General features: G+C 42.0%; 15 protein-coding genes and 1 tRNA gene. 4 read left to right on the top strand and 12 right to left on the bottom strand.

Annotated features, from left to right (window positions below; genetic code table 11):
• The 9 genes from BC659_RS07530 to BC659_RS07490 all read right to left on the bottom strand — a co-directional run.
• A partial coding sequence (locus tag BC659_RS07530; protein ID WP_133474055.1) for an HYR domain-containing protein occupies positions 1 to 5,915 on the bottom strand: 5,915 nt, incomplete at its 3' end.
• 11 nt (positions 5,916 to 5,926) lie between these two features.
• Entirely contained in the window at positions 5,927 to 6,358 is a 432-nt protein-coding gene (locus BC659_RS07525) for a hypothetical protein (RefSeq protein WP_133474054.1), read from the bottom strand.
• 381 nt (positions 6,359 to 6,739) lie between these two features.
• A complete protein-coding gene (locus tag BC659_RS07520; protein ID WP_133474053.1) occupies positions 6,740 to 7,885 on the bottom strand; it encodes a TlpA disulfide reductase family protein in 1,146 nt (381 codons plus the stop codon).
• A 94-nt stretch (positions 7,886 to 7,979) separates the two neighbouring features.
• Positions 7,980 to 9,857: a CocE/NonD family hydrolase gene (locus BC659_RS07515; protein WP_133474052.1), complete on the bottom strand. Its 1,878-nt coding sequence runs from the start codon at positions 9,855 to 9,857 to the stop codon at positions 7,980 to 7,982.
• Between the two features lie 110 nt (positions 9,858 to 9,967).
• The gene (locus BC659_RS07510) at positions 9,968 to 10,777 is read right to left on the bottom strand and encodes a hypothetical protein (protein ID WP_133474051.1); all 810 of its coding nucleotides are present in this window, start codon (positions 10,775 to 10,777) and stop codon (positions 9,968 to 9,970) included.
• A gap of 75 nt (positions 10,778 to 10,852) precedes the next feature.
• Positions 10,853 to 11,509, bottom strand: a complete 657-nt coding sequence (locus BC659_RS07505; protein ID WP_246027090.1) for a response regulator transcription factor — start codon at positions 11,507 to 11,509, stop codon at positions 10,853 to 10,855.
• Complete coding sequence (locus BC659_RS07500; RefSeq protein WP_133474050.1) at positions 11,496 to 12,269, bottom strand: sensor histidine kinase; 774 nt, start codon at positions 12,267 to 12,269, stop codon at positions 11,496 to 11,498. The genes BC659_RS07505 and BC659_RS07500 overlap by 14 nt, the downstream gene beginning before the upstream one ends.
• Entirely contained in the window at positions 12,260 to 12,934 is a 675-nt protein-coding gene (locus BC659_RS07495) for a hypothetical protein (protein WP_133474049.1), read from the bottom strand. Before BC659_RS07495 ends, BC659_RS07500 begins: the two co-directional genes overlap by 10 nt.
• Before the next feature lie 17 nt (positions 12,935 to 12,951).
• Positions 12,952 to 13,398 carry a hypothetical protein gene (locus BC659_RS07490; protein ID WP_133474048.1) on the bottom strand — a complete coding sequence of 149 codons (447 nt, stop codon included), beginning with the start codon at positions 13,396 to 13,398 and terminating at the stop codon, positions 12,952 to 12,954.
• Between the two features lie 152 nt (positions 13,399 to 13,550).
• On the opposite strand from BC659_RS07490, the gene BC659_RS07485 reads away from it, so the two are divergent.
• The gene (locus BC659_RS07485; protein WP_133474047.1) at positions 13,551 to 14,429 is read left to right on the top strand and encodes a hypothetical protein; all 879 of its coding nucleotides are present in this window, start codon (positions 13,551 to 13,553) and stop codon (positions 14,427 to 14,429) included.
• Between the two features lie 847 nt (positions 14,430 to 15,276).
• Positions 15,277 to 16,533, top strand: coding sequence for an ATP-binding protein (locus tag BC659_RS07480; protein ID WP_162847379.1), 1,257 nt, complete (start codon positions 15,277 to 15,279; stop codon positions 16,531 to 16,533).
• A gap of 163 nt (positions 16,534 to 16,696) precedes the next feature.
• Here BC659_RS07480 and BC659_RS07475 read toward each other — a convergent pair.
• From BC659_RS07475 to asnS, 3 genes are all read right to left on the bottom strand, one after another.
• Positions 16,697 to 16,769, bottom strand: a tRNA-Phe gene (locus tag BC659_RS07475).
• 195 nt (positions 16,770 to 16,964) lie between these two features.
• On the bottom strand, positions 16,965 to 17,741 hold the full coding sequence (locus BC659_RS07470; protein WP_133474045.1) for a DUF3050 domain-containing protein: 777 nt from the start codon (positions 17,739 to 17,741) through the stop codon (positions 16,965 to 16,967).
• A gap of 148 nt (positions 17,742 to 17,889) precedes the next feature.
• Complete coding sequence (gene asnS / locus BC659_RS07465) at positions 17,890 to 19,338, bottom strand: asparagine--tRNA ligase (RefSeq protein ID WP_133474044.1); 1,449 nt, start codon at positions 19,336 to 19,338, stop codon at positions 17,890 to 17,892.
• A 337-nt stretch (positions 19,339 to 19,675) separates the two neighbouring features.
• Here asnS and BC659_RS07460 point away from each other — a divergent pair, with 337 nt between their 5' ends.
• Positions 19,676 to 20,659 (top strand): PAS domain-containing protein, encoded by a 984-nt coding sequence (locus tag BC659_RS07460; RefSeq protein WP_133474043.1) that lies wholly within the window; start codon positions 19,676 to 19,678, stop codon positions 20,657 to 20,659.
• A gap of 244 nt (positions 20,660 to 20,903) precedes the next feature.
• On the top strand, positions 20,904 to 22,478 hold the full coding sequence (gene rho / locus BC659_RS07455; protein WP_133474042.1) for a transcription termination factor Rho: 1,575 nt from the start codon (positions 20,904 to 20,906) through the stop codon (positions 22,476 to 22,478).
• Positions 22,479 to 22,529 lie beyond the last annotated feature (51 nt).

Genomic DNA, 22,529 nt, shown 5'->3' with positions numbered 1-22,529 from the left:
ACTATCGTAGTACCTACAGGGAACAGGGTAGGTGCATTGTTGCTTACCGTGGCTATACTGCAATTATCAGCAGTTACCGGTGTTCCGAGGTTTACAGTAGCACCGCATACGCCCGCATCGGTACCCTGAGCAATATTCGCCGGAGCAGTAATGGTTGGGTTGATATTATCTACTACCGTTACTAACGCTGTTGCTGTACTGCTGTTGCCGTTTACATCGGTTACCGTTAAGGTTACCGTGTTCGCTCCTACATTACTGCAGTCGAAACTTGTTTTATCTAATGCGATGCTCGCTATACCACAGTTGTCGCTTGAACCGTTGTTTATCTGGGCTGCAGTAATCGTAGCTGCACCATTGGCATTTAAGTTCACTGTGATATTCTGTGCTATTGCAATTGGAGCTGTTATATCGCTAACGATTACATCAAACTCATACAGCACCGTACTACATGGATTCACCGCTGTTACGATTACATGTGTGGTTCCTTTATTAAAGGTATTACCTGTTCCTGTTCCGGAACCCGATCCGGTAGTAGCACCACTGAATGTGTAGCTAAGGCCCGGTGCAGGTATACCTGTTATTGCTAAAGGATAGTTAACTATTGCAACACAACTACTTGCGGTTGTATTGGCCTGTACCTGTGGATTCAGGTTAATGAATACAGGATTGGTACAGGTTACTTCTGCTTTTACTGCAAAGCTGTAGTTTGCTTCATTACAATCGGTATTACCAACAGATATTACTGCTGTTTGTGTTCCGAGTGCTGTAGCATTGAAGCTAATGGTGAAGCTGGCTGTTTGACCAGGCTGTATTGTTGCAGGTAAGCTTATACCTGATCTGGTAAACGCTGCGTTATTACTATTAATTGAATTAATGATTAATGCAGATGTACCATTGTTTGCAATTACATATGTTTTACTGATAGCTGTACCCGGTATGGTTCCGCCCAAATCGGTATGATCGGTAGTTGATGGTGTATTATCTCCACTTACTATTTCTGTTCCGTTACCGCTGATGCTGATTTCAGGTGCATTCACAGTTACATTGAAGCTGCAGGTAGTTTTATTGCCCGCCAGATCAGTTACCTCGAATGTATTCGTTGTAGTTCCGATCGGGAAGACTGAACCTGATGGCAGCCCCTCTTTCTGTACCACACTTAAAGATGGACCTGATCCGATTCCGAAAGTTCCGCAAGAGGTACTTGCGCTTCCGATTGTCCATCCTGTATAATCACCTGTTTCAAAGCTTCCGTTTACGAGACTGCTGCCTGGTATAGTGATATTATCCAGTTGTACATCGATAAAGAAGTTATTAATCACCGCATCCACCACCTGTAAACGAACCTGCTGACCAGCATAAGCCGACAGATCGAAGTTATAATGAGTCATCGGTGTTGATTGTGCTGCGCCCGGATTTGTTTTGAAAAGGGTAGCGATGATTGCATTGGTAGATGGATTTCTCAATTCTATCGCTATAAACTGGCTGGTACTGAACCCGCCTGTAAAATGGTTTGTGTACTTCATATCAAGTCCCAGATTAATAGGACCACTTGACGGTAAAGTGACATTTTGATACATATAATGTGTAGATCCACAATTCACCAGGAACACTGCCAGTTTCTGACCATCTGTTGGTACAAAGGTCATCGGCAGACCCGGACTATTCTGGGTTTCCATTCTGTTGTCGGCGTAATCGAAGAACTGAGCACCGCTTGTTAATGTTTGTACTCCGGTATTACCTCCTCCACAATTATCACTGACGGTAGGTGTACTATACGTTACAGTTGCGCCACACTGATTGGCAGGTGCTGTTACAGTGATCGGTGCAGGACAATTGATTACCGGTGGTGTATCATCTTTCACAATCACTTTCTGTGTTTGTGTACTGATATTGCCTGCTGCATCGGTATATCTCCAGGTAATAGTATAAGTACCCTGAGCACTATATACCAGAGGACTGGTTGTGGTTGCATTAATAATTCCCGAACAGTTATCATTTGCTTTTGGTACCGTGCTAACAGTTACTGAACACTGACCGGTAATGTCTGGAAGTGTAGCCAGTTGAGGCGTAGGGGCTGTAGCGTCTTTCACCGTTACTACCTGCGTAGCTGCTGCTGTTCTACCAGATGCATCGGTTACTATCCAGGTAACAGTTGTATTACCTATCGGGAATGCTGCAGGTGCATTATTGGTTACAGATTGAACGGTACAATTATCTGCACTAACCGGTGTTCCCAATACTACACCAGTAGCTGTACAGTTAAGGTTAGTGTTCACCGTAATATTAGCAGGAGCAGTAATGGTTGGTGCAATATTATCTACTACTGTTACAGTAGCTGTTGCAGTACTGCTGTTACCGTTTACATCGGTTACCGTTAAGGTTACCGTGTTCGCGCCTACATTGCTGCAATCGAAACTTGTTTTATTTACACTGATAGATGCAATACCACAGTTATCGGTTGAACCATTGTTCACCTGTGCTGCTGTGATACTGGCAGTACCATTAGCACCCAGTTGAACTGTGATGTTTTGTGATGTGGCGATGGGCTGGATATTGTCTACTACCGTTACTACCGCTGTAGCTGTATTGCTGTTACCGTTTACATCCGTCACTGTTAAGGTTACGGTGTTCGCGCCTACATTGCTGCAGTCGAATGTTGTTTTATTTACACTGATAGATGCAATACCACAATTGTCGGTTGAACCATTGTTCACCTGTGCTGCTGTGATACTTGCCGTACCATTGGCACCCAGTTGAACTGTGATGTTTTGTGATGTGGCGATCGGCAGGATATTGTCTACTACCGTTACTACCGCTGTTGCTGTACTGCTGTTGCCATTAACATCGGTTACCGTTAAGGTTACCGTGTTCGCTCCTACATTACTGCAGTCGAAGCTTGTTTTATCTACTGCGATACTTGCAATACCACAATTGTCGCTTGAACCATTGTTCACCTGGGCTGCGGTGATACTTGCTGTACCATTGGCACCCAGTTGAACTGTGATGTTTTGTGATGTGGCGATGGGTAGGGTACTGTCTACAACTACTACATCAAACTCAGTAGTTGTTGTTGTACATATATTGGTAGCAGTAACTACTACATGTGTAATGCCTTTGTTAAAAGTTTGTCCACTACCTGTACCAACCCCGGCACCAATGGTTGCCCCACTGAACGTGTAAGATACATTGGGTGCCGGTGCACCAGTTACCGATAATGGATAATTCACCACGGCATCACAACTGTTTGCAGTGGTTGCATTTTGAATATTTATATTGGTATTTAAGAATGTTGGATCGATACAAACCACCGTCGCTTTTACTGCATATGTATAGCTCGTATCATTACAGTCGTCGCTGTTAATGGTAATGGTAGCCTGTTGTACGCCTACTGTAGCACTGTTAAAACCAATGCTGAAAGATTCATTGGCACCGGCTGGTATTACCAGCGGTAAGCTAAGTGCACTTACAGTAAATGCGTTATTACTACTGTTTACAGCTGTAATTGTTAAAGGTTGAGTACCTGTATTCTGAATCGTAAATGACTTACTGATAGATACACTTGGCTGCATGGTGCCGAAATCGGTATTGTCTGCAACAATGGTTGCCGTATTGCCGTTCGGAATATTGTTAGCAGCACCAGACACACCTATTTTGGGTGACGATACGATTACCGTTTGTGTTTGTGTTGTTTCGTTACCTGCAGCATCTTTATATTTCCAGATAATGGTATAGGTACCATCAGTAGTAAAGTTCAGGTTACTTTCAGTTGTTGCGTTTACAACACCCGAACAATTATCGGTTGCGGTTGGTATCGTTGTTACCGTTACAGCACATCTTCTATTAATCACAGGAAGAGTGGCCACTGTAGGAACAGGCGCTGTAACATCTGGTGTTACACCAATCGTAACCTGCTGACCTGTTGTTGTACAACCACCTGCCGTTTTTACAATAACAGTATAGGTTCCCGGAGACAGGTTTGTAAAGCTATTATTGCTCACAAAACTATTACCACCATTTATTGAATACTGGAAAGGAGTGGCAGTGCCGGTAGCATTGATGGTAATAGTACCATTGGATGCACCCACACAGGTTTCATCTGTTTTGGCTACCGATACGGTGGGTAATGTATTTACCACAACCGTTACGGGAGATGAGGTAAGCGTGCAACCTCCTCCGGTTACCCTTACCGTATAGGTTCCGGCAGTAGTAGCTGTAATGGATTGCGTGGTGGCACCATTGCTCCATAAATAAGCCGTACCTGTTGTGGAAGAGGATAAGCCTACTGATGCACCCGTGCCACATAAAGTAAGTGAGCCCGTTACATTGATCACCGGTTTGGGGGTAACATTTACTGTAATCGGAGCGGATGTAGCGGTTAAACCACAACCATTGCCTACCGTTACGGTATACGTTCCCGGAACATTCACACTGATAGAGCTGGTGGTAGCACCATTGCTCCATAAATAAGAATTACCCGCACTACTTGCCAGTAACACCGGACTACCTTCACAAATAGAAGTAGCGCCACTGGTGGTTATATTGGCAACTGGTGTTGGGTTGATAGAAATATCAAAAAGATTATCCGCACCGGTTACTGCTGTATTGGTGCTTATTACACGAATACGGTATTGGGTACCTGAAGAAACCGTATCGGGTATCGTGAAATTGATGGTGCCGGTTGCATTGGTTGAAGAAATGCTTCCAATGGTAGTTGGGTTAGCAAAACTTCTGTTTTTATCGCTTAGCTGTACAATAAACTGATTACCGGAATTAAGCAGGGCCCCTGTTGCTGAATAATTGAGCGTTCCGGTAGCACCTGCACAATAAAATGCGTTTACATTAGAAACCGTTAACCCTTTTAAAAGATTGGGATAGGCTGCCAGGTAAATTTTACCATCTGTTCCCTGATATACAATGTCTACATCCTGTGTAGAAGCATTGCGCACAATATTATGTGTAGTTGCATTGGCGATGGTAATAGGTGCTCCAAAAGTAGTTCCTCTATCGCCACTTACCCGAATGGCCACGCTGGAAGTTGTTGGTGCATAACCATCAACAAAATTACCAAACTCATCAGCAAGAAGCGTACGTCCCTGTGCAACAGCAGAAGTACCTACTGTAAGTAAGGTAGATGAGCCGGTTGCAAAGTCAATACGGTAACCATTAGCGTTAGAACCTCCTGCTGCATAAATAAATTTACCCAATGGCCCGGTTGTAATGGCATAAGAAGAATAAAATACAGAACCGGAAATAGTAACAGGCGAGAAAGTGGCTCCACTGTTAGTACTTCTGAACATATATAAAGTTGGGTTATCGGCAATCATATACACATCGCCATTCGCTTTGTCAACACGTATATCTGCATAGACCCATGAGCTTCCCAGGGATACACTCGAAAACGCACCCACACCATTATTACTGTTGCGGTACACAACAGATCCATTCTGGGGAACTACATATACATTGGACCCATAAGAAGCAATATGTGGTGTACTGCCCGTTCCAAGATTGTTCGGACCGGTAAAAGTAGCACCACCATCGAGACTGATAAACAACTGTAACTGTGATCCATTGGAATAGATCACATAAATATTACCGTTGTCTGCCACTTCCACTTCACAGTTACCGGAGGTAGCTGTACTTAGCAGTTGTACACTGGGCAGGAAAGATTGTCCACGGTTAACACTTTTGGCAAAACGCAAACCTGCGCTGCCTACATATACCACACCAATATTACCCACTGCATCTACAGCAATGTTTCTACTGGTATTGGCCTGACCAATATTATTACTGGTACCCACATCACTCACCAGTACACCGGTATAAAGTGGGGTCTGAGCGTTCAGGGTTAAAACGCCAAGTAGTATTGCCAGAAACGACAATACTACCTTGTTAAAAAGGTTTTTGATATGCATACAGGATTAGATTAGGGTTGGTAATTCACTTGCACTTTTATATCTGCTACTGAAGCACCGGCAGGAATAGATTCTACCAGCAGGTTATTGTATTCTGGTGAACAGATGCCTTCAAAACTGAGTTTTGCAGAGAGTTTAAATGGTTTTGAGAAAACCGCATTCTCCCAGATTTTATAACTCACCTGAAGATCTGTCTCAGATAAACTTTCAAATTTTAACCTTAGAGAGGGTGTACCCAAACACTCGATGGCTGTTACATACAGCTTTACTTTTGCATCACTATACACTAAGTTCCACTGAACTTCATCTGACGAATGCTTTTGGGGTGCAGCTTTTGTGAATGTCTGTTTTTTTTGTTCCTGACCTGAGGGGTGTTTTTCAGTAGCGGCATTCGCCCACATCATTACATAGCAGGAAACGAATAAGAAAAGTAACTTTCTCATCATAGCAGTTTGTTTTTAGAAACAACCGAACACTCACTGCTCCGCTGTTAAACGGCCATGATAAGTACTCAGTTAGTTTTAGTTGGCTATAGAAATGTTGTATCCGTTCTGGCTTTATCCTCTTATATCGATCTTACGACGAAGGGCTAAACCACTTGTAAATACAACACAACTGATAATCCGAAATTAGTTTTATATATCAGCTGAGGCTGGTCTAATCGATCAGGCGGGTAGAAAAGTAGATAAATACATATCCCAGGTAGACGGGACTATTCTGAAACGAGTATACAATAACCTGACCCTTAACAATTAATGAAGCTTGTATTATCGAAACACCAAAGGTTGTTAAACAATAGAAGGGGAGAAATAACTCTATTTATCTCATGGCATAAAAAGCTGTTCGAGTTTATCATGTAAAGCAGTACCACGAAGATTTCCGGCGATTACTTTACCGTTTCTATCGAGCAGAAAACTGGTAGGTACCACTTTTATACCGAACTCTTTTACCAATTCGCTATCCCAACCTTTCAAATCACTTACATGTTTCCAGGTTAGGCCATCCATCTGTATTGCTTTTAACCAGGCTTCTTTTTGTGTATCGAGCGACACACTGATAATATCAAAGCCTTTTTCATGAAACCTTCGGTAAGCGGCAACAATGTTGGGATTTTCTTTTCGGCAGGGTACACACCAACTGGCCCAGAAATCGACCAATACATAATTACCTCTCAGAGACGATAGTTTTACCATTTTCCCCGAACTGTCTTTCAACATAAAATCAGGGCTGGCACCTATACCTGTTTTGGCAGCTATTCGCTGGTACTCGGTTATACGCTTGCCATATAAGCTGTTTTTAGCTGCAACCCCCAGCATGGAAAAGCTTTTTTTGGCCATTTCCGGATCGGGGTAGGTTATATACCTGTCGTATATGATAAAGGGCGATACGGGTGATTGCGGATACTTTTTAATAAATGCCATTACCGCCGCATTTAATTGTACCGACAGCGACTGCATACCATCATCAAATACCTTCCGCTCTTCCGGCGAGGCATTTATTTTTCCGTTTTGTGTGGCAGAATCCAGTCTTTTATACATCGGACCCGCCTGAGAAGCTATACTCATCCAGGTCTGGGCCCATTCTTTATAGGCTATATTAGAAGCACTCCCTTTCACGATGGCCTTGTTCAGTGAATCCTTTGATCCGTTGATGCTGACGTTTACGGGTTCCAGATAAAAAAGAAGTGTGGCATTTTGGGTTTGATTAGTTTTCAACATATACATCACCGGTTCTTTCAACCTACCAGAAAAAATAAAACTGCCATCAATAGAATTTACTGAGTCCTGAAACGAATAGGTTTCATCTGAACAGGAAAGATAAATGGTTGCCTTACTAAGCCCCTCTATTTTGCCTTTTATCGTATAGAATTTTTGCTGCTGTGCATTTGCCATGAAAAGAGCAAAGCAAAAAATAATAGTTGTAGTGAATTGGGTGAATAAACGTTTATTGTACAGGCTACCAGATTTCATGAAAACGAAAGTACTTTACTGTGTTAATAATAAAAGTATCAGGGCGAAATGAGTTCATCCCTAATACTTTCCTCTTTTTTATTTCCGTTACTGATTATTTTTTTACTACCGGTAACTTGATCACCGATGGATATTGCGTTGAGTGATGAATTTTATTTTCCACTTTTATGCCGGTCGCTTCATCATAATTGTTACCACCTGTATTCATGTTTCTTTCGAACCTGGGGAAATTACTGCTCGTAACTTCTATACGAATGCGATGGCCGGCGGCAAAATAGTTACTGGTAACCATGGGGGTAAGGTCTACTTTATACACTTTACCTTTCTGCATGAATACTTCTTTATCATACCCTTCTCTGTAACGCAGTCGCTGTATGGTTTCATCGAGGTTATACGCTTTACCATCAGGATACACATCAATCAGTTTAATAGTGATGTCGGTATCCGGTCCTGTTGAGGATACAAAGAGTGTTGATTCTATAAAACCGCTAACTTCTATTCCTTCTTTTAGCTCATCAGATGTATATACAAGAATATCATCACGCAGTTCCATTTTCGACTGATCGAAAGAGCCTCCCTGTACTGCATTACCCGTGCAGCAAACATTACCACCATAGGAAGGAACCGGATTCATCGGATCGTACACAAAAGCATCTGGCTTGTCTTCCTTGGGTACAGTACTGCTCAGCATACCATCGCCATTGCGGGTATTGGCTTTTCCGCCACTGGTAAGATAGAAACTCTGCATTTCAGCTCCCGGGGGCGGAAAGCTTTCTGCCTGCTGCCATTTATTACTGCCCATGGTATAATAACGCACCCTGGGGTTTTTATCTTTGAAATCGTTTTTCTCTCCTTTCAACAACAGATCAAACCAACCCCAGGTTAGCTCGTCGTAATTCAGGCGGGCATCACCTACGCTTCTTTCACCCACAATGGTATTTTCTGTGGCACGCTTATAAGAGCAGTGCAGTACCGGTGCTATTACGAGGTATTGGTTATCGGCTATGGCTTTTTCTTTAGCGGTTTTGCGTACATGGTTAAACAGTGCAATATTGGGAGCAGATGATACATCGTACCAGGATACAAACCAATAAGCCGGTACATTCAGTGGCATATTATCATGGTACAAACCTCCTTTGAACCATTTGGGATCATTGGGTTTGCGGCGAATCATGTCTTCATAAATACCTTCCTGTCCCTTTGCATTTTTAATAATATCCTGCACGGGTAAATGACGCAGACCCGAAGCCCAGTCAACACGCGGCATTTCGGTAGACATATCATAAAACCTTTGTAAACGCTGTAAATCTTTCTGCTGAATATTTTTAGGGAATGTGGGTTTGAATTTATCGTTCTGTGTACCATAGAGCCAGGCGGTGAATAACATTTGCTGCGCACCACCACGGTACCAGTTGCCCTGCTCCATAAATTTACCTACACGGCCTACTCCTGCCCCAAAACCCTGTGCCACCATGGCTGCCAGTGCCGGATGGTTTTGAGAAGCCACAGCCATCTGCCATTCTGCGGTAGAGGAGCAGCCAATCACACCAATCTTACCATTGCTCCAGGGTTGTTTGGCCATCCAGGTAAAAGCATCATAGCCATCGGTAATGGGTGCACCAAGAATATCCCATTCACCTTCTGAAAAATACCGGCCCCTTTCATTCTGTACCACATAGGCATAGCCTCTTGATACTGCATTATAAGCTTCTTCCATGGTACGGGTAGTCATTTTACCATCTACCCAGGTATTGAACTGATAGGGTGTTTTCGAAAAAACAATCGGCACTTTCTGGTTGCCCTTGGGGCGATAAATATCAGTAGCCAACCGTATGCCATCGCGCATGGGCATCATTACTTTTTGGTCTATAATGGCTATTTCCTGTAGTTTCAGGTAAATGGCGGCGGTATCCTGCGCAAAAGAACAAATGGTTATCAGGCAGCAAATAACCAGAAAGTATTTTTTTCTCATAAGTGTTTTTTGGAAGATAAAAATATTCATTCAAAAAACACATTATTATCGGTAAATCTGAACTGATAAGGTTTTTGTTTTACCCGGTATCCTATACTGTTATCTGTAAATCAGACTGTATCTTTTTTCAGGTTCGTCATAGGCATCTGTTGTTGGTACTCACTTTCTTTTATAACACTCCCTTTAATAATTGTATTAGATTTTGTAAACCATGAAAAAGCGAAAGCTATCAATGCAATGCATTCCAGCCAGAATGTAAAGTGATTTGTTTCGTAATACACAGGATCAATCAGGCTTGTAGTTCCTGCCAGAATCATAATTACCAGCGGAGTAATGATAAAAAAACCACAGACATAATAAATCCTGTTCTGTATCACTCTGCCTCTTGTGAGATAAACCGTTTCTTTGGATGCTCTGGGCCTGACCCTGGTAAAGAAAAAAATACTCATAATAGCCAATGACAGAAAAAAAATGGCAGCACTTATGAGATGAATATTTGCTGTACTACTATTTTTCATTTGTGTAATAACAAGATCTGGTGGTCTGTTTTTCAAATCAAGCAGATAGTCTTTTCCGCAGAGGTAATCTTCTATATTATCTGTTGGAAAGAATAACAGCAGTAGTCCGGCAAATCCTGCCGTAGAGCTTAACCAGAAATCGGCCTGATCATACCCTTTATATATAATCAAAATCAAGCTAAAAATTATAACGACCAGGTGTAAAAAAAATGAGCCCCGGGTAAAATAGTAATGGCTGATGCTTGGCATAACACTATAATAATCACTATAGATCGCAACCGAAAAATAGAGCAAGAAGGGTAATAGCATACCGAGTATACCAACAATGAGGCGTAAGGTTTTTTCTTCTTTCAATGCTATCTTACCCTCTTCTTCAAAATGCAGTAATTCACGGATATTCATACATATATTGTTTGTAGGTTATCAATTACATATTCATCAAAAGTGCTGCTAGCTTGTCTGATCAGAACTTTTTTTTCAAAGCTTGATCAACCCCCTGCGTAAAGCTTCCATAGCCAAACCCACCCTGCTTTGTACCTGCAGTTTTCCGAATAAAGATTCCCGGTAGCCGTCAATGGTTCTTTCACTCAGTTTCATCACATGGGCTATTTGTTTGTAGGTCATGTCGGTACAGGCATACTTTAAAAAGCCTAGTTCTTTTTCAGTAATCCTATGACCATCCTGTTGCTGCTCTGCAAATAACAAACGTCGGAAATTAATATTGGCAGCATCGGCATTATAGTATCCTTTGGTGTGTATTTCATGCAAGGCTTTTTCCAGCTCATCAGGGTGCGTATCTTTTAACAGGTAGGCACAACAACCGGCACGAAGCATATTGATAATGGTATGATCGTCATTATTCATTGATAAAGCCACCAGTTTAATATTGGGATAGAGAGCTGCTATTTGTTTTGTAGCGGCGGCACCATCCATTACCGGCATATTAACATCAATCAGAATAATATCAGGCTTTAGTTGTGTAAGTGGTATTTTTTCACAAAGTTCTTTTCCATTCAGTGCCTCCAACACTACCATATAATTACCGAAACTGTGTAACATCAGCGTGAGTGATTTCAGAAACAGCTGATGATCGTCTGCCAGACCTATATGAATCATTGGTTTAGGTGTTTTCATAGAATAAGGGTATTGAAAGATGAACGGTGAGACCCTGGCCAAAGTCGCCATTGGTCAGTTCCATACTACCTCCCAGAATCTCCGCTCTTTTACGCATATGAAGAATACCCACACCCGCAGTTGCTGTTTGCTCCGGATGATAGCCAATACCATTATCTGCTATGCTGATATATAACACATGTTCCTTTTCACTGATCCTTATCAGTACCTTATTTGCCTTGCTGTGTTTGATTACATTCTGGAGGGCCTCCTGGATAATACGGAAAAGTATCAATTGTTTATCTGAAACCAATGCTATCTTTTCAACGGTGGTTTCCAGAGATGTTGTGATGCTGCCGGTTAAATTGATTCGTTTTATTTCCAATGAAATATTTTCCAGCAACCTGAATTGTTCCAGCCATTCTTTGTCTAAACTTTTCGACAGATTTCTGATTTCATTGATGGCATTACTGAGTATTTCATTGGCCGTATCTAAAACGGGTGGCGGTGAACCAATTTCTCTTTGCGCCACACCAATCAGCAATTTGGTACTGTTGAGCAACTGGCCAATATTATCATGCAGTTCTCTGCTGAGTACAGAATAGGTATGCTCCTGCACTTCAAATTGAGATTGCAGCAACTGTTGATCGAACAGTCGCTGCATTTCTTTTTTTTCGGCAGCATGTTTTCGTTTTCGCTCGTTGTATAACAGTACATAGGCAAAGAGGAAACTGCCTGCCACAAAAAACAGGAATATAGTTAAAAGGATATTCAGCGCCATTTTAAATGATTCTGCTGGATTTTAAATGCGTATATCCATGAGCCATAAAAAATAAAGTTTACCACACTCATTACATAATGCCTTACTGGAATTCCCTTTTTTTGAATATTTATAAGCACCAGATCGTTAAAATAAGCTAACAAAGAGAAACTTATAAAATGATAAAAAAAGAGTCCTGTTACAATCCAAAAAGGGGCAAACTTCATTACCTCCACGTGATGCTCCTGTTGCAGGAAATAGTAATAATACAGCAAACAACCTGTTAACAGAAAAAAAGCTCCAAACAAATCACTGGTAACCACATAGGTATTTATCGATACATTACTCAATTCGATAGTGAAAAGAATAAAGAATAGAATCAGTCCGGTTGCATAATACCTGGTAAGTTTTTTGTGTGTGTTTGTAAACAAAAACAATAGACAGCTATGAAAAAGGAATTCAATCGGCAGGTATATTTTATAGATGATATAGTTTATTACCGCCTTATTCCCTTGCAATACCTGTATTATCCTGTACAGATAGCCTGAAAACTCTACCAGAAACACAAATACCAGAAACCATGTAAACCATGGCCATGGATACTTTTTTTCTTTCTTAAGGTATATAAAAGCCGCTATCGCCGCAACCAGCTCAATGATTTGACTAAAGGGTATATATGATAGCATTGCCTAATATACAAATTTTAAGGCCACATACCGCCTTTGTCGAAGGCTTCGCCATTGCCAGGAGGATTTTCATTTTTTATTGAGGGGGGGTATTGGTTTTTAATATTCGGAAATATGACTTTCATTGTTTTTTTAGCGAACCTGTCTTTTATGAAACCTGTCTTCTTATTATAAAGAGTCGGAATAATACAGAATGCCAACCTTTCATTGTAAATCATAAAATAATGCCCTACAACCCATTTCTCGTCTTTATTCTTTGGTTTATTCGCCTCTGAAAACGGGATAAATACATTCGCTATGTATTTTAGGATATCGTTCATATCATATACAACTCCATTTGTTTTTAATTGATCCCCATATTGTGTTCGAAACGCCAGCACTGCCTTTTTAACTTCAGCACCTGACATTCCAATAACATATTCAAGACCTTTAATTGATTTTGTTTGATTCTTTTTTGTTTCCATAAATTTTGATTTAGGATCCAATATTTGAAAAATGCGCTGGTATTTCCAACGGGAAAATTCCCGGTAGCGAAAGAGAAAAATCACCTTTCTGTAATGATGCGGTTTGAATTCCTTTACGGTATTATTTCTTTCTCATTACAAAACCAAGTTTTATGAAAGCGCTGCTTAGCTCATTAATGCTATTGATTCAGATAGCGGTATTCGCTCAGAATGAACCGGTACTCGGGCTTTACAGATGGAATACCGTTGTACAAATGCATGAATCTGACGATACAGGCAAATTAGTAAATGGTGCCACTTCTGTTCAAACCAAAGTTGGCCAGTTATTCCGGCTCATTAAAATAAACGGTAGCGGATCGTCTGCCACCGGTATCATTCAGATCCTTGATTATACAAAAAAAGTTAATGGGCATATTCAGCCTATCAACCTTACTGATTTTTATACTTATAACTATAAGAACACAGCTACGTATTCTGTATTAGATGCTGTTGATAGAGACAGCAGGAACTATAAACAAGATCAAAAATATTTCGTGGTACCCCTTGCTTATATCAGCAGTTATGCAAATCAATATATAGGTCGGGGAGCTGATATTTCTGCCGGTGTTATTTCTCTCCCATTAAAACTACGATTAAAAGATGGTGATTTCAATGGTAGTATTTCCATTGCCGGCGCCGGGGGTATTAAGTGGCGGGCCAGTCCTTACAGAAATGATCGTTATCATAATATATTAGTGGGTCTTGGACTAAGTAATCTTTCCATTGACTCTACCAACATTACCAATAACAAAAATAATATCGTAAGCAATTTAACCGGGTTAACAATGATTACCGGGTATGTATACCAGAGTGGTAAGATTCAGATGGGCCTGTTTGTAGGATGGGATTTTCTTACCAGAAGTAATCAGGAAAAATTTGGTTGGGTATATCAGGGAAAACCCTGGTTGAGCCTGGGTATTGGTGTATCCATCTTCGGAGATGGCAGCAATGATAAAGCCGGTGCCGAAAAACAATCAGAACAGAAGAAATAATTTTCTTTTCAAAGCGTATGGAAGTTGGTATTCAGGTAATACCGGGGGGTGTATCTGTATTATTAACAACTTCCATACACTTTTCTTACTGCAGTTTTTTTATCTATACATGTTTGTCTGTACAAAGAGCAGATTACAGGATTATCCTTGTGGGGTATCGGTTTCATTATAGATATCCCTCAGCTGGAGGTCATTATTTCCAATACAGCATTCGAAAACTATTGACAGATTTGCCCTGGTTCAACTTTTGGAAAGTTTCGGAATTTTCCAAAAGTGAATCCGTAATCCTGCCTTTTTAAACGAATCAGGCCGTCTTGTTTTGCCATTTGTTTTTGTTTTGGGGTGTTCCTTGTATGGAAGCTGATGTTCCATCTCAGGGCACCTGTTTTACAAGGTTGTTTTCTTACCGGTCAACTTCCCTGCATTGAAGTGAGCTGGTGGCTTTGCGCATTGCCAGAACAAATCTAAGGGCCCAGGTTGCTGTTTTTCGTTCACAGTGTTCACATGAACACTGTGAACGTTTATGATAATCAATGGATTGTATCAGAAAATAGCCTTTTTGGCCCAGTTTTACAGGCACATAAGGATTAGAGTACAGTGACAGTACAGTTAAGGTAGGGGTTATAGTGAGGGGAGATTAGGGAGAGGGAGAGGTTTGAGCTGCGAACTGAACACCCCGTTCATGGATATACATATATTCCCCGCTTTTATGCGGCGAATAAGGAAATTATTCACCGCATCAGCCAATAATTTTGCAAAAAAGTAAAAAGAAAACAAATATTCTTGCAAATTTAAAGTTATGCTTTAAATATTTTAAATAGTATTCTTAGATTTGCAAGGAATGAGCATGAACTATTTCAACAGACACATAACGAAGCGGATCAAAGAGGCTTTAAAAGTAAGTCCGATCGTGTTCCTGAATGGGGCCAGGCAGGCCGGTAAAAGCACGCTTGTTCAGACGATAGCCCCAGAAATCGGCCAGGACAATCACCCGGCTCAATATGTGAGTTTTGACCGGCCTACCCAAATGGCTGCGGCCTCTTCTGCACCAGAGGCTTTCCTGACTGGTTTCGACCTGCCTTTGATCATTGATGAGGTTCAGCTTGTGCCGGAACTGTTCAGAGCATTGAAAGTGGTGGTGGATAAAGCCCGGCTAACCGACAAGGCAAATGCCAACGGTCAGTACCTCTTAACGGGTTCAGCCAATATCCTGGCTTTGCCAAAGCTTTCCGACCCGCTTGTAGGTCGGATGGCTATTATGACGCTCTACCCTTTTACGGCGGCAGAAGCTACTCACAATAATCCGGGTGGTCTTGAGCGTATCCTGAATATGGACTTTAGGGGCATAGATGACCGGGGGCTATCCATCGTTGATGCGATCAAAAGAGCCACCTTCCCGGAAATATCCCTTCTCGATAATGATCAGCGTAAGACGTGGTTTGATGGCTATATAACGACCATCCTTCAAAGGGATGTAAGACAGATTGCCGAGCTGGATAAAATGTCGGTGCTCCCGAATTTACTCCGTGTACTTGCAACCCGTACCGGCGGATTATTGAACGACTCTGATATATCGCGTGAAGTTGGCCTAAACTCTGTTACCGGAAAGCAGTACCGCAATATCCTTAAGTTGATGTTCCTGACCTTTGATGTAAAACCGTGGTTCCGCAATATCGGCAAACGCCTTGTGAAGTCGCCAAAAGGTTATCTACTTGATACCTGCATGATTGCTCATCTGCTCGATTACAATCTTGAAGACATAGCTCAAAACAAGCCGGAACTCTTCGGCCATTTGCTTGAAAACTTTGTAGCTACAGAGCTTTTGAAACAACTAAGCAACAGTGCATTAAAAGCTGAACTCTATCATTTCCGAACAAGTGATGGTAAGGAAGTGGATTTTGTTATTGAGAAGCCGGATGGATCTGTATTCGCCATTGAGGTAAAAAAAACTGAATTAGTAAATGCCGATGATTTTAAAGGCATCAAAGTATTCCAGGAACTAACCGGAAATGATTTCGCAGGAGGTATCGTTTTATATGCAGGAAAAGAAGTTGCACCATTCGGTAAAAACCTTTGGGCAGTTCCGTTTTATGTTTTGTGGTAAAGCTGACAATAGGACTAATGTTATCTAGTTAACTTAGGTCTAACTGCATTAGTGTGAACTTATCAAAATCTTTTAAAAGATAAATTATAGAATTTGTTTAACTATTGTTTAACCAAAAGAAAAAGGCTTCCAAGCTAATCGCTTGAAAGCCTTATCTGGCTTGTGGTGTGGGCCGGGATCGAACCGGCGACACAAGGATTTTCAGTCCTTTGCTCTACCGACTGAGCTACCGCACCTTCGCTGAAGCTTCGGTGCGCAAGCGCACCAAAACATCTTTCTGCAACCAAAAACCCATGGGTTTCGGGCTAGCCCGCTGTAGCTTTAGCGTAAGCGGGCAGCAAAAATAGGGGGTTTTCACATATAATCCACAATTAAAGCAGATTTTTTGCGGTTTATAGTACCAAAAACCGCAAAACCAATAGGCACCTGTATTACACAGCGGCCACCTGCCCCAGCACAGCATCCCATAGCTTCTTACGATGTTTCAGGCTACTGATGGCCGCTTCTGTAGCCTGCTCCCATTTTAAGGCATCCTCTCCACAAAGCTCAGCTACCATTTCCATGGCCAGGTGGCTGTGGTGGTCGCCATCTACCTCAATATGCCGCTCCAGATAATATCTAAATACAGACAATTGTTCCGGATAATGTATCGACAGGTCCTTCACCAAACCCATAAACATATCGGGTATCAGGTCCTCTCTTCCGAAAGTAAATACTGCCGCCTGTACATGCACCGGCGCTTTTTCAATGATATGAAAAGTATAGCCTACAAAATCTTTAATGGCCACCGGCAATTGCAAACTTTCCATGGCCTGCTGTACCGTGGCGCCATTTTGCAGATAGAGTAATAACTGCCTGATGGCGGTGGTATCTGCCCCCATTTTCTCCATGGCAGCGAGGTACAACTCGAAATGACTGGTTCTCTTACCCGCTTCATCTACATCGCTTTCTTCGCCCAGTACAATTTCATTGATCAGGTATCTAGTATTGGCAGAACCCACAGGCATCCAGGGTAGGGAGGTGCAGGTAAGTTTTTGCTGTAAAGATTTCAGCAAACTCATAAAATCCCATACCGCAAATACATGATACCCGGTAAACAACTGCAGTTGTTGAAGGTTCTCTAAACTATGGTACAAAGCATGTTCTACAAGCGAGGGCCTCACTTCTTCCAGCTGCTTTTTCAGCCGAATGATATTTTCATTTTGCATGTAATATATACGTGTGGGGGCAGAAAAAGTTTTTGAAGAAGCTGCAAGCTGTTAGCTATTAGCCATTAGCTGTTAGAAAGAGACGTGTTTTATTCGCAATTTACTACTCCTGGCTAAAAGCTAATAGCTAATGGCTAATGGCTTCTCTCTAAAACTCACAATTCTTTGGCGTTCTTGCAAAAGCAATGACGTCGCGGATATTCGTCATGCCGGTTACAAACTGTACCATGCGCTCAAAGCCCAAACCAAAGCCGGCATGTGGTACGGTGCCATAACGGCGGGTATCTAAATACCAGCTCATTTCTTCGGCCGGTATATGCATGTCTTTCATTCTGGCTTCCAGTTTTTCCAGACGCTCTTCTCTCTGCGATCCGCCAACAATTTCTCCGATACCCGGTGCCAGTATATCCATGGCCGCTACAGTTTCTTTACCCGGCTCACAACCATCGTTCAGGCGCATATAAAACGCCTTGATGGCCGCAGGATAACCCGTAACAATCACAGGCTTCTTAAAATGTTTCTCTACCAGGTAACGCTCATGCTCACTCTGCATATCGATACCCCACTTTACATCGAACTTGAATTTCTTTTTCTTGTAGTGTGGTGAGTCTAATAATATCTGAATGGCTTCTGTATAAGTAATACGCTCAAACTGATTGTCTACCACAAATTTCAACTTCTCCAGTAAACCAAATTCCTGACGCTCGTTCTGCGGTTTCTGTTTTTCTTCTTCTGCCAGTCGCTGATCGAGAAATGCCAGGTCATCGGCATTATGTTCCATCACATACTTAATCAGGTATTGAATGAACTCTTCCGCCAGGTTCATATTGTCTTCAATATCATAAAAAGCCATCTCAGGTTCTATCATCCAGAACTCTGCCAGGTGGCGGGTGGTATTTGAGTTCTCTGCACGGAAAGTAGGACCAAAAGTATAGATCTCACTAAAAGCCATGGCACCCAGCTCACCTTCCAGCTGACCACTTACCGTGAGGTTGGTGCTCTTGCCAAAAAAGTCTTCTGAAAAATCGATGCTGCCATCTTCTTTGCGTGGTGGATTATCGAATGGTAAGGTAGTTACCCGAAACATTTCACCCGCTCCCTCTGCATCGCTGGAAGTAATAATGGGCGTATGCAGGTACACAAAACCTTTTTCATTAAAAAACTTATGTACCGCAAATGCCAGTGCGTGTCTGATGCGGAACACAGCACCAAATGTATTGGTACGGAAGCGCAGGTGCGCTATTTCGCGCAAAAATTCAAGGCTATGTTTTTTAGGTTGTAAAGGATATTTCTCTGCATCACTATCACCCAACACTTCAATGGTAGTAGCTTTCAACTCCACGGTTTGTCCTTTACCCAGTGATGGCACTACCGTTCCTGTTACTTTTAAAGAAGCACCGGTGGTAATGCGTTTCAGTGTTGCTTCATCCAGCAAGCCCAGTTCGGCCACTACCTGTAAATTGTTATTGGTACTACCGTCGTTCAATGCTATAAACTGGTTGTTACGGAAAGTGCGTACCCAACCCATTACAATGGTTTCCTGTCCGGTGGTGCTGCTACTCAGCAGGTCTTTAATTCTGGTTCTCTTGTTAAACATTGCTTGCTCTTGCTTGATGATAGCGCAAAGATAAGGGAGATAAGAGTATTGGGGGCTGTGAGCTTTGAGCGATGAGCCATGAGCTGCACCTTTGCATACGTTGAGTTTGATGGGTCAACGGCCTATTCAGACACCTGAGTGTTTCGATTAAAGAAATGTAGTAAGAAAAAGTAATTCGCAGGTCCTGCCCTGTTTTTCAATCATCGCGGAAAGCTTGCAATAACCACCCATCAAGGCTCGCAGCGCATAGCTCAAAGCTCACAGCCAATTTCTTCATAATTGCCCCGAAAAATGTATATTTTTAGTCGCTTTTTTATCCATTCCATATCCAAACCGCATGATCCAATCATCACTGTTCCAATCATTGATTGAACTCACCTCTGATGCAGTGTTTATCGTACGAGTACAAAGCAGCGGTAAAGAGTTTGTAATGGAATACGTAAATCCCGCCTACCTAAAAAAATTTGGTGTTACAGAAGAGTCGGTAATTGGTAAGGAATTTAAAGACATGCTTCGTTCCAGCATTATCGATGCCATTCGTTTGCGTTTTATTGAATGTGTAGAAAAAGGACATAGCATTAGTTTTGAAGAAGATTTTGAAGATGGAACAGCCAGTTTGAGCGAGTTGTTTCCCATTACAGATGATAATGGCCTTATTCATTATGTAGTTGGTATTTCCAAGAACATTACGGAGCTGAAAAACAAGAGAGACCAGATAGCTGCTTCCGAAAAAACCCTGCAGTCTATCATCAATAGCTCCGACAATGTGCTGATTTATATGGATACCGATTTCTGTATTAAATATGCCAACCGAAAGGCACAGGAGCATGCCATAAAAATGTTCGGAGCGCCTTTTTTAGTAGGCGAAAGGCTCACAAAGTATTATCCAGAATCAGATCAGGCACTGGCACAGGAGCATAAAAAAATGCTTGAAAAACAGAAATCAACCGTTTCGCACGAACATATGATCACTTATCCGGATGGTGAAAAAAAATGGTTTCTCCGCCGGTATTATGGTGTTTTCGACGATAACGGAACCTTATCGGGTCTGGTAATTGCCTCTATCAATATTACAGAACGTAAGGAGCAGGAGATTCAGATACAGAAACATGTAGATGCACTGAAAGAAATTGCCAAAATACAATCACACGAAATACGGAGGCCGGTAGCCAATATTATTGGTTTAACGGATCTGATGGATTTTCAACAGAAAACCATCGAAGAAAACGAACAGATATTACAGTATTTAAGAATGAGTGCGCAGGAACTTGACCAGATGATCAGCAGAATTGTTGACAAAACCCAGTTTCCTGATACATAAGGAGAAAATACCCTTAATCCTTTCTGCCAGCTCCGGTTTTAAATGAATTTTTTGTTTTGTTTTTGATTTTTTTCGCTTAACATTGCATCGGAAACCAAGCTGATACCGTCTTTTTTTGCTCTCGACAGGTCAGTTTATCCTCTTCCAATCAATATATTACCCAAGTTTTTCCGATCTGAGCCCGCATTTCCTTAGACTGGATTTTGAATGATGATAATTTGAATTTTTCCCATCAATAGAGTTTATGTACGATATTCTGCAATTAAATGACATGTTATTGCCCGAGCTGCTTGATATAGCTGAGCAGTTAAAGATTTCGGGTGCCAAAAAGCTCGACAAGCAGGGTCTTATTTACAAGATCCTAGATAACCAGGCTGTTCAGGCCAGTGAGTCGAAAGATGATCCCAAGAAAAAAACAGCGCGTGCCCGCAAACCTGTTACCGTTAAAACATCCAATGGTACCGAAGAAGCGGAAGTAATGCAGGAAGCGCCTGAAAAAGCGGCTCCCAAACGTGGCCCTGTTAAAAAAGCAAGGAACGAAAAAACAGAGGAAGCGGCAGCACCTCAGCATACTGTTAATACCGAAGACGGTACACAGGCAGGAGAAACTGAACAACAAGCTCCAGAGACCGGTTTGCCCCAGGAAGCACCCGCACAGCAGCCACAACGTCACCACAAAAAAGAACCCAATTTTAATATTGAATTTGAAGGCGTAATCCTCGGAGAAGGTGTGCTGGAAATGATGCCCGATGGTTATGGTTTCCTTCGCTCTTCAGATTATAACTACTTATCATCACCCGATGATGTATATGTATCTCCGTCACAGATCAAACTATTTGGTCTGAAAACAGGTGATACGGTACAGGGTGCTGTTCGTCCGCCGAAAGAAGGAGAGAAGTATTTCGCCCTGCTGAAAGTGGATCATATCAATGGCAAACGTCCGGATGAAGTACGCGACCGCGTTCCCTTCGATTACCTGACACCTTTGTTCCCTTACGAAAAACTAAACCTCTTTACTACGTCGAATAATTACAGCACACGTATCATGGACCTGTTCACACCCATTGGTAAAGGACAGCGTGGACTGATTGTGGCGCAACCTAAAGTGGGTAAAACCATGTTGCTGAAAGAAGTGGCCAATGCCATCGCTGCCAATCACCCCGAATGTTACCTGATGGTCGTGTTGATTGATGAGCGTCCGGAAGAGGTTACCGATATGGAGCGCAGCGTGAAAGCAGAAGTGATCGCTTCTACTTTTGATGAGCCCGCTGAAAAACACGTGAAAGTATCTACCATCGCTTTACAAAAAGCCAAAAGACTGGTTGAATGCGGTCATGATGTGGTAATCCTGCTCGACTCTATTACCCGTTTGGCCCGTGCACACAATACCGTTGCACCTGCCAGTGGTAAGGTATTGAGTGGTGGTGTGGAAGCCAATGCCATGCAGAAACCCAAACAGTTTTTTGGTGCTGCCCGTAAAATTGAGCATGGCGGTTCACTCACCATCCTGGCTACCGCGCTGATTGAAACCGGTAGTAAAATGGATGAAGTAATCTTTGAAGAATTCAAGGGTACCGGTAATATGGAATTACAACTGGATCGCAGACTGGCGAACAAACGTATTTTCCCTGCCATTGACCTGGTTGGTTCTTCAACCCGTCGCGATGATTTGTTATTGGATAAAGAAGTATTACAAAGAATGAATATTCTCCGTCTGTACATTAACGATATGAATACAGAAGAGTCGATGAACGAATTATTGAAGCGTATGAGAGGAACGAAGGATAATGAAGAGTTTCTGGCTTCGATGAACAGGTGAGTTCGTGAATGGTCAATGACCTATAAAATATAAAGCGGTTAGTATTTTCAT

Origin of the sequence: Sediminibacterium goheungense, assembly GCF_004361915.1 — a bacterium.
GTDB classification, from domain to species: domain Bacteria; phylum Bacteroidota; class Bacteroidia; order Chitinophagales; family Chitinophagaceae; genus Sediminibacterium; species Sediminibacterium goheungense.
The sequence above is the reverse complement of the archived record's forward strand: the minus strand, read 5'-3'. Positions and strand labels throughout refer to the sequence as shown.

Bases quoted from the DNA above. Each gene is read 5' to 3' on its own strand.
- BC659_RS07500 (WP_133474050.1), bottom strand. From the start codon at position 12,269: ATGGCGCTGAATATCCTTTTAACTATATTCCTGTTTTTTGTGGCAGGC.
- BC659_RS07505 (WP_246027090.1), bottom strand. From the start codon at position 11,509: ATGAAAACACCTAAACCAATGATTCATATAGGTCTGGCAGACGATCAT.
- BC659_RS07525 (WP_133474054.1), bottom strand. From the start codon at position 6,358: ATGAGAAAGTTACTTTTCTTATTCGTTTCCTGCTATGTAATGATGTGG.
- asnS (WP_133474044.1), bottom strand. From the start codon at position 19,338: ATGTTTAACAAGAGAACCAGAATTAAAGACCTGCTGAGTAGCAGCACC.
- rho (WP_133474042.1), top strand. From the start codon at position 20,904: ATGTACGATATTCTGCAATTAAATGACATGTTATTGCCCGAGCTGCTT.
- BC659_RS07470 (WP_133474045.1), bottom strand. From the start codon at position 17,741: ATGCAAAATGAAAATATCATTCGGCTGAAAAAGCAGCTGGAAGAAGTG.
- BC659_RS07510 (WP_133474051.1), bottom strand. From the start codon at position 10,777: ATGAATATCCGTGAATTACTGCATTTTGAAGAAGAGGGTAAGATAGCA.
- BC659_RS07485 (WP_133474047.1), top strand. From the start codon at position 13,551: ATGAAAGCGCTGCTTAGCTCATTAATGCTATTGATTCAGATAGCGGTA.
- BC659_RS07480 (WP_162847379.1), top strand. From the start codon at position 15,277: ATGAACTATTTCAACAGACACATAACGAAGCGGATCAAAGAGGCTTTA.
- BC659_RS07495 (WP_133474049.1), bottom strand. From the start codon at position 12,934: ATGCTATCATATATACCCTTTAGTCAAATCATTGAGCTGGTTGCGGCG.
- BC659_RS07490 (WP_133474048.1), bottom strand. From the start codon at position 13,398: ATGGAAACAAAAAAGAATCAAACAAAATCAATTAAAGGTCTTGAATAT.
- BC659_RS07515 (WP_133474052.1), bottom strand. From the start codon at position 9,857: ATGAGAAAAAAATACTTTCTGGTTATTTGCTGCCTGATAACCATTTGT.
- BC659_RS07460 (WP_133474043.1), top strand. From the start codon at position 19,676: ATGATCCAATCATCACTGTTCCAATCATTGATTGAACTCACCTCTGAT.
- BC659_RS07520 (WP_133474053.1), bottom strand. From the start codon at position 7,885: ATGAAATCTGGTAGCCTGTACAATAAACGTTTATTCACCCAATTCACT.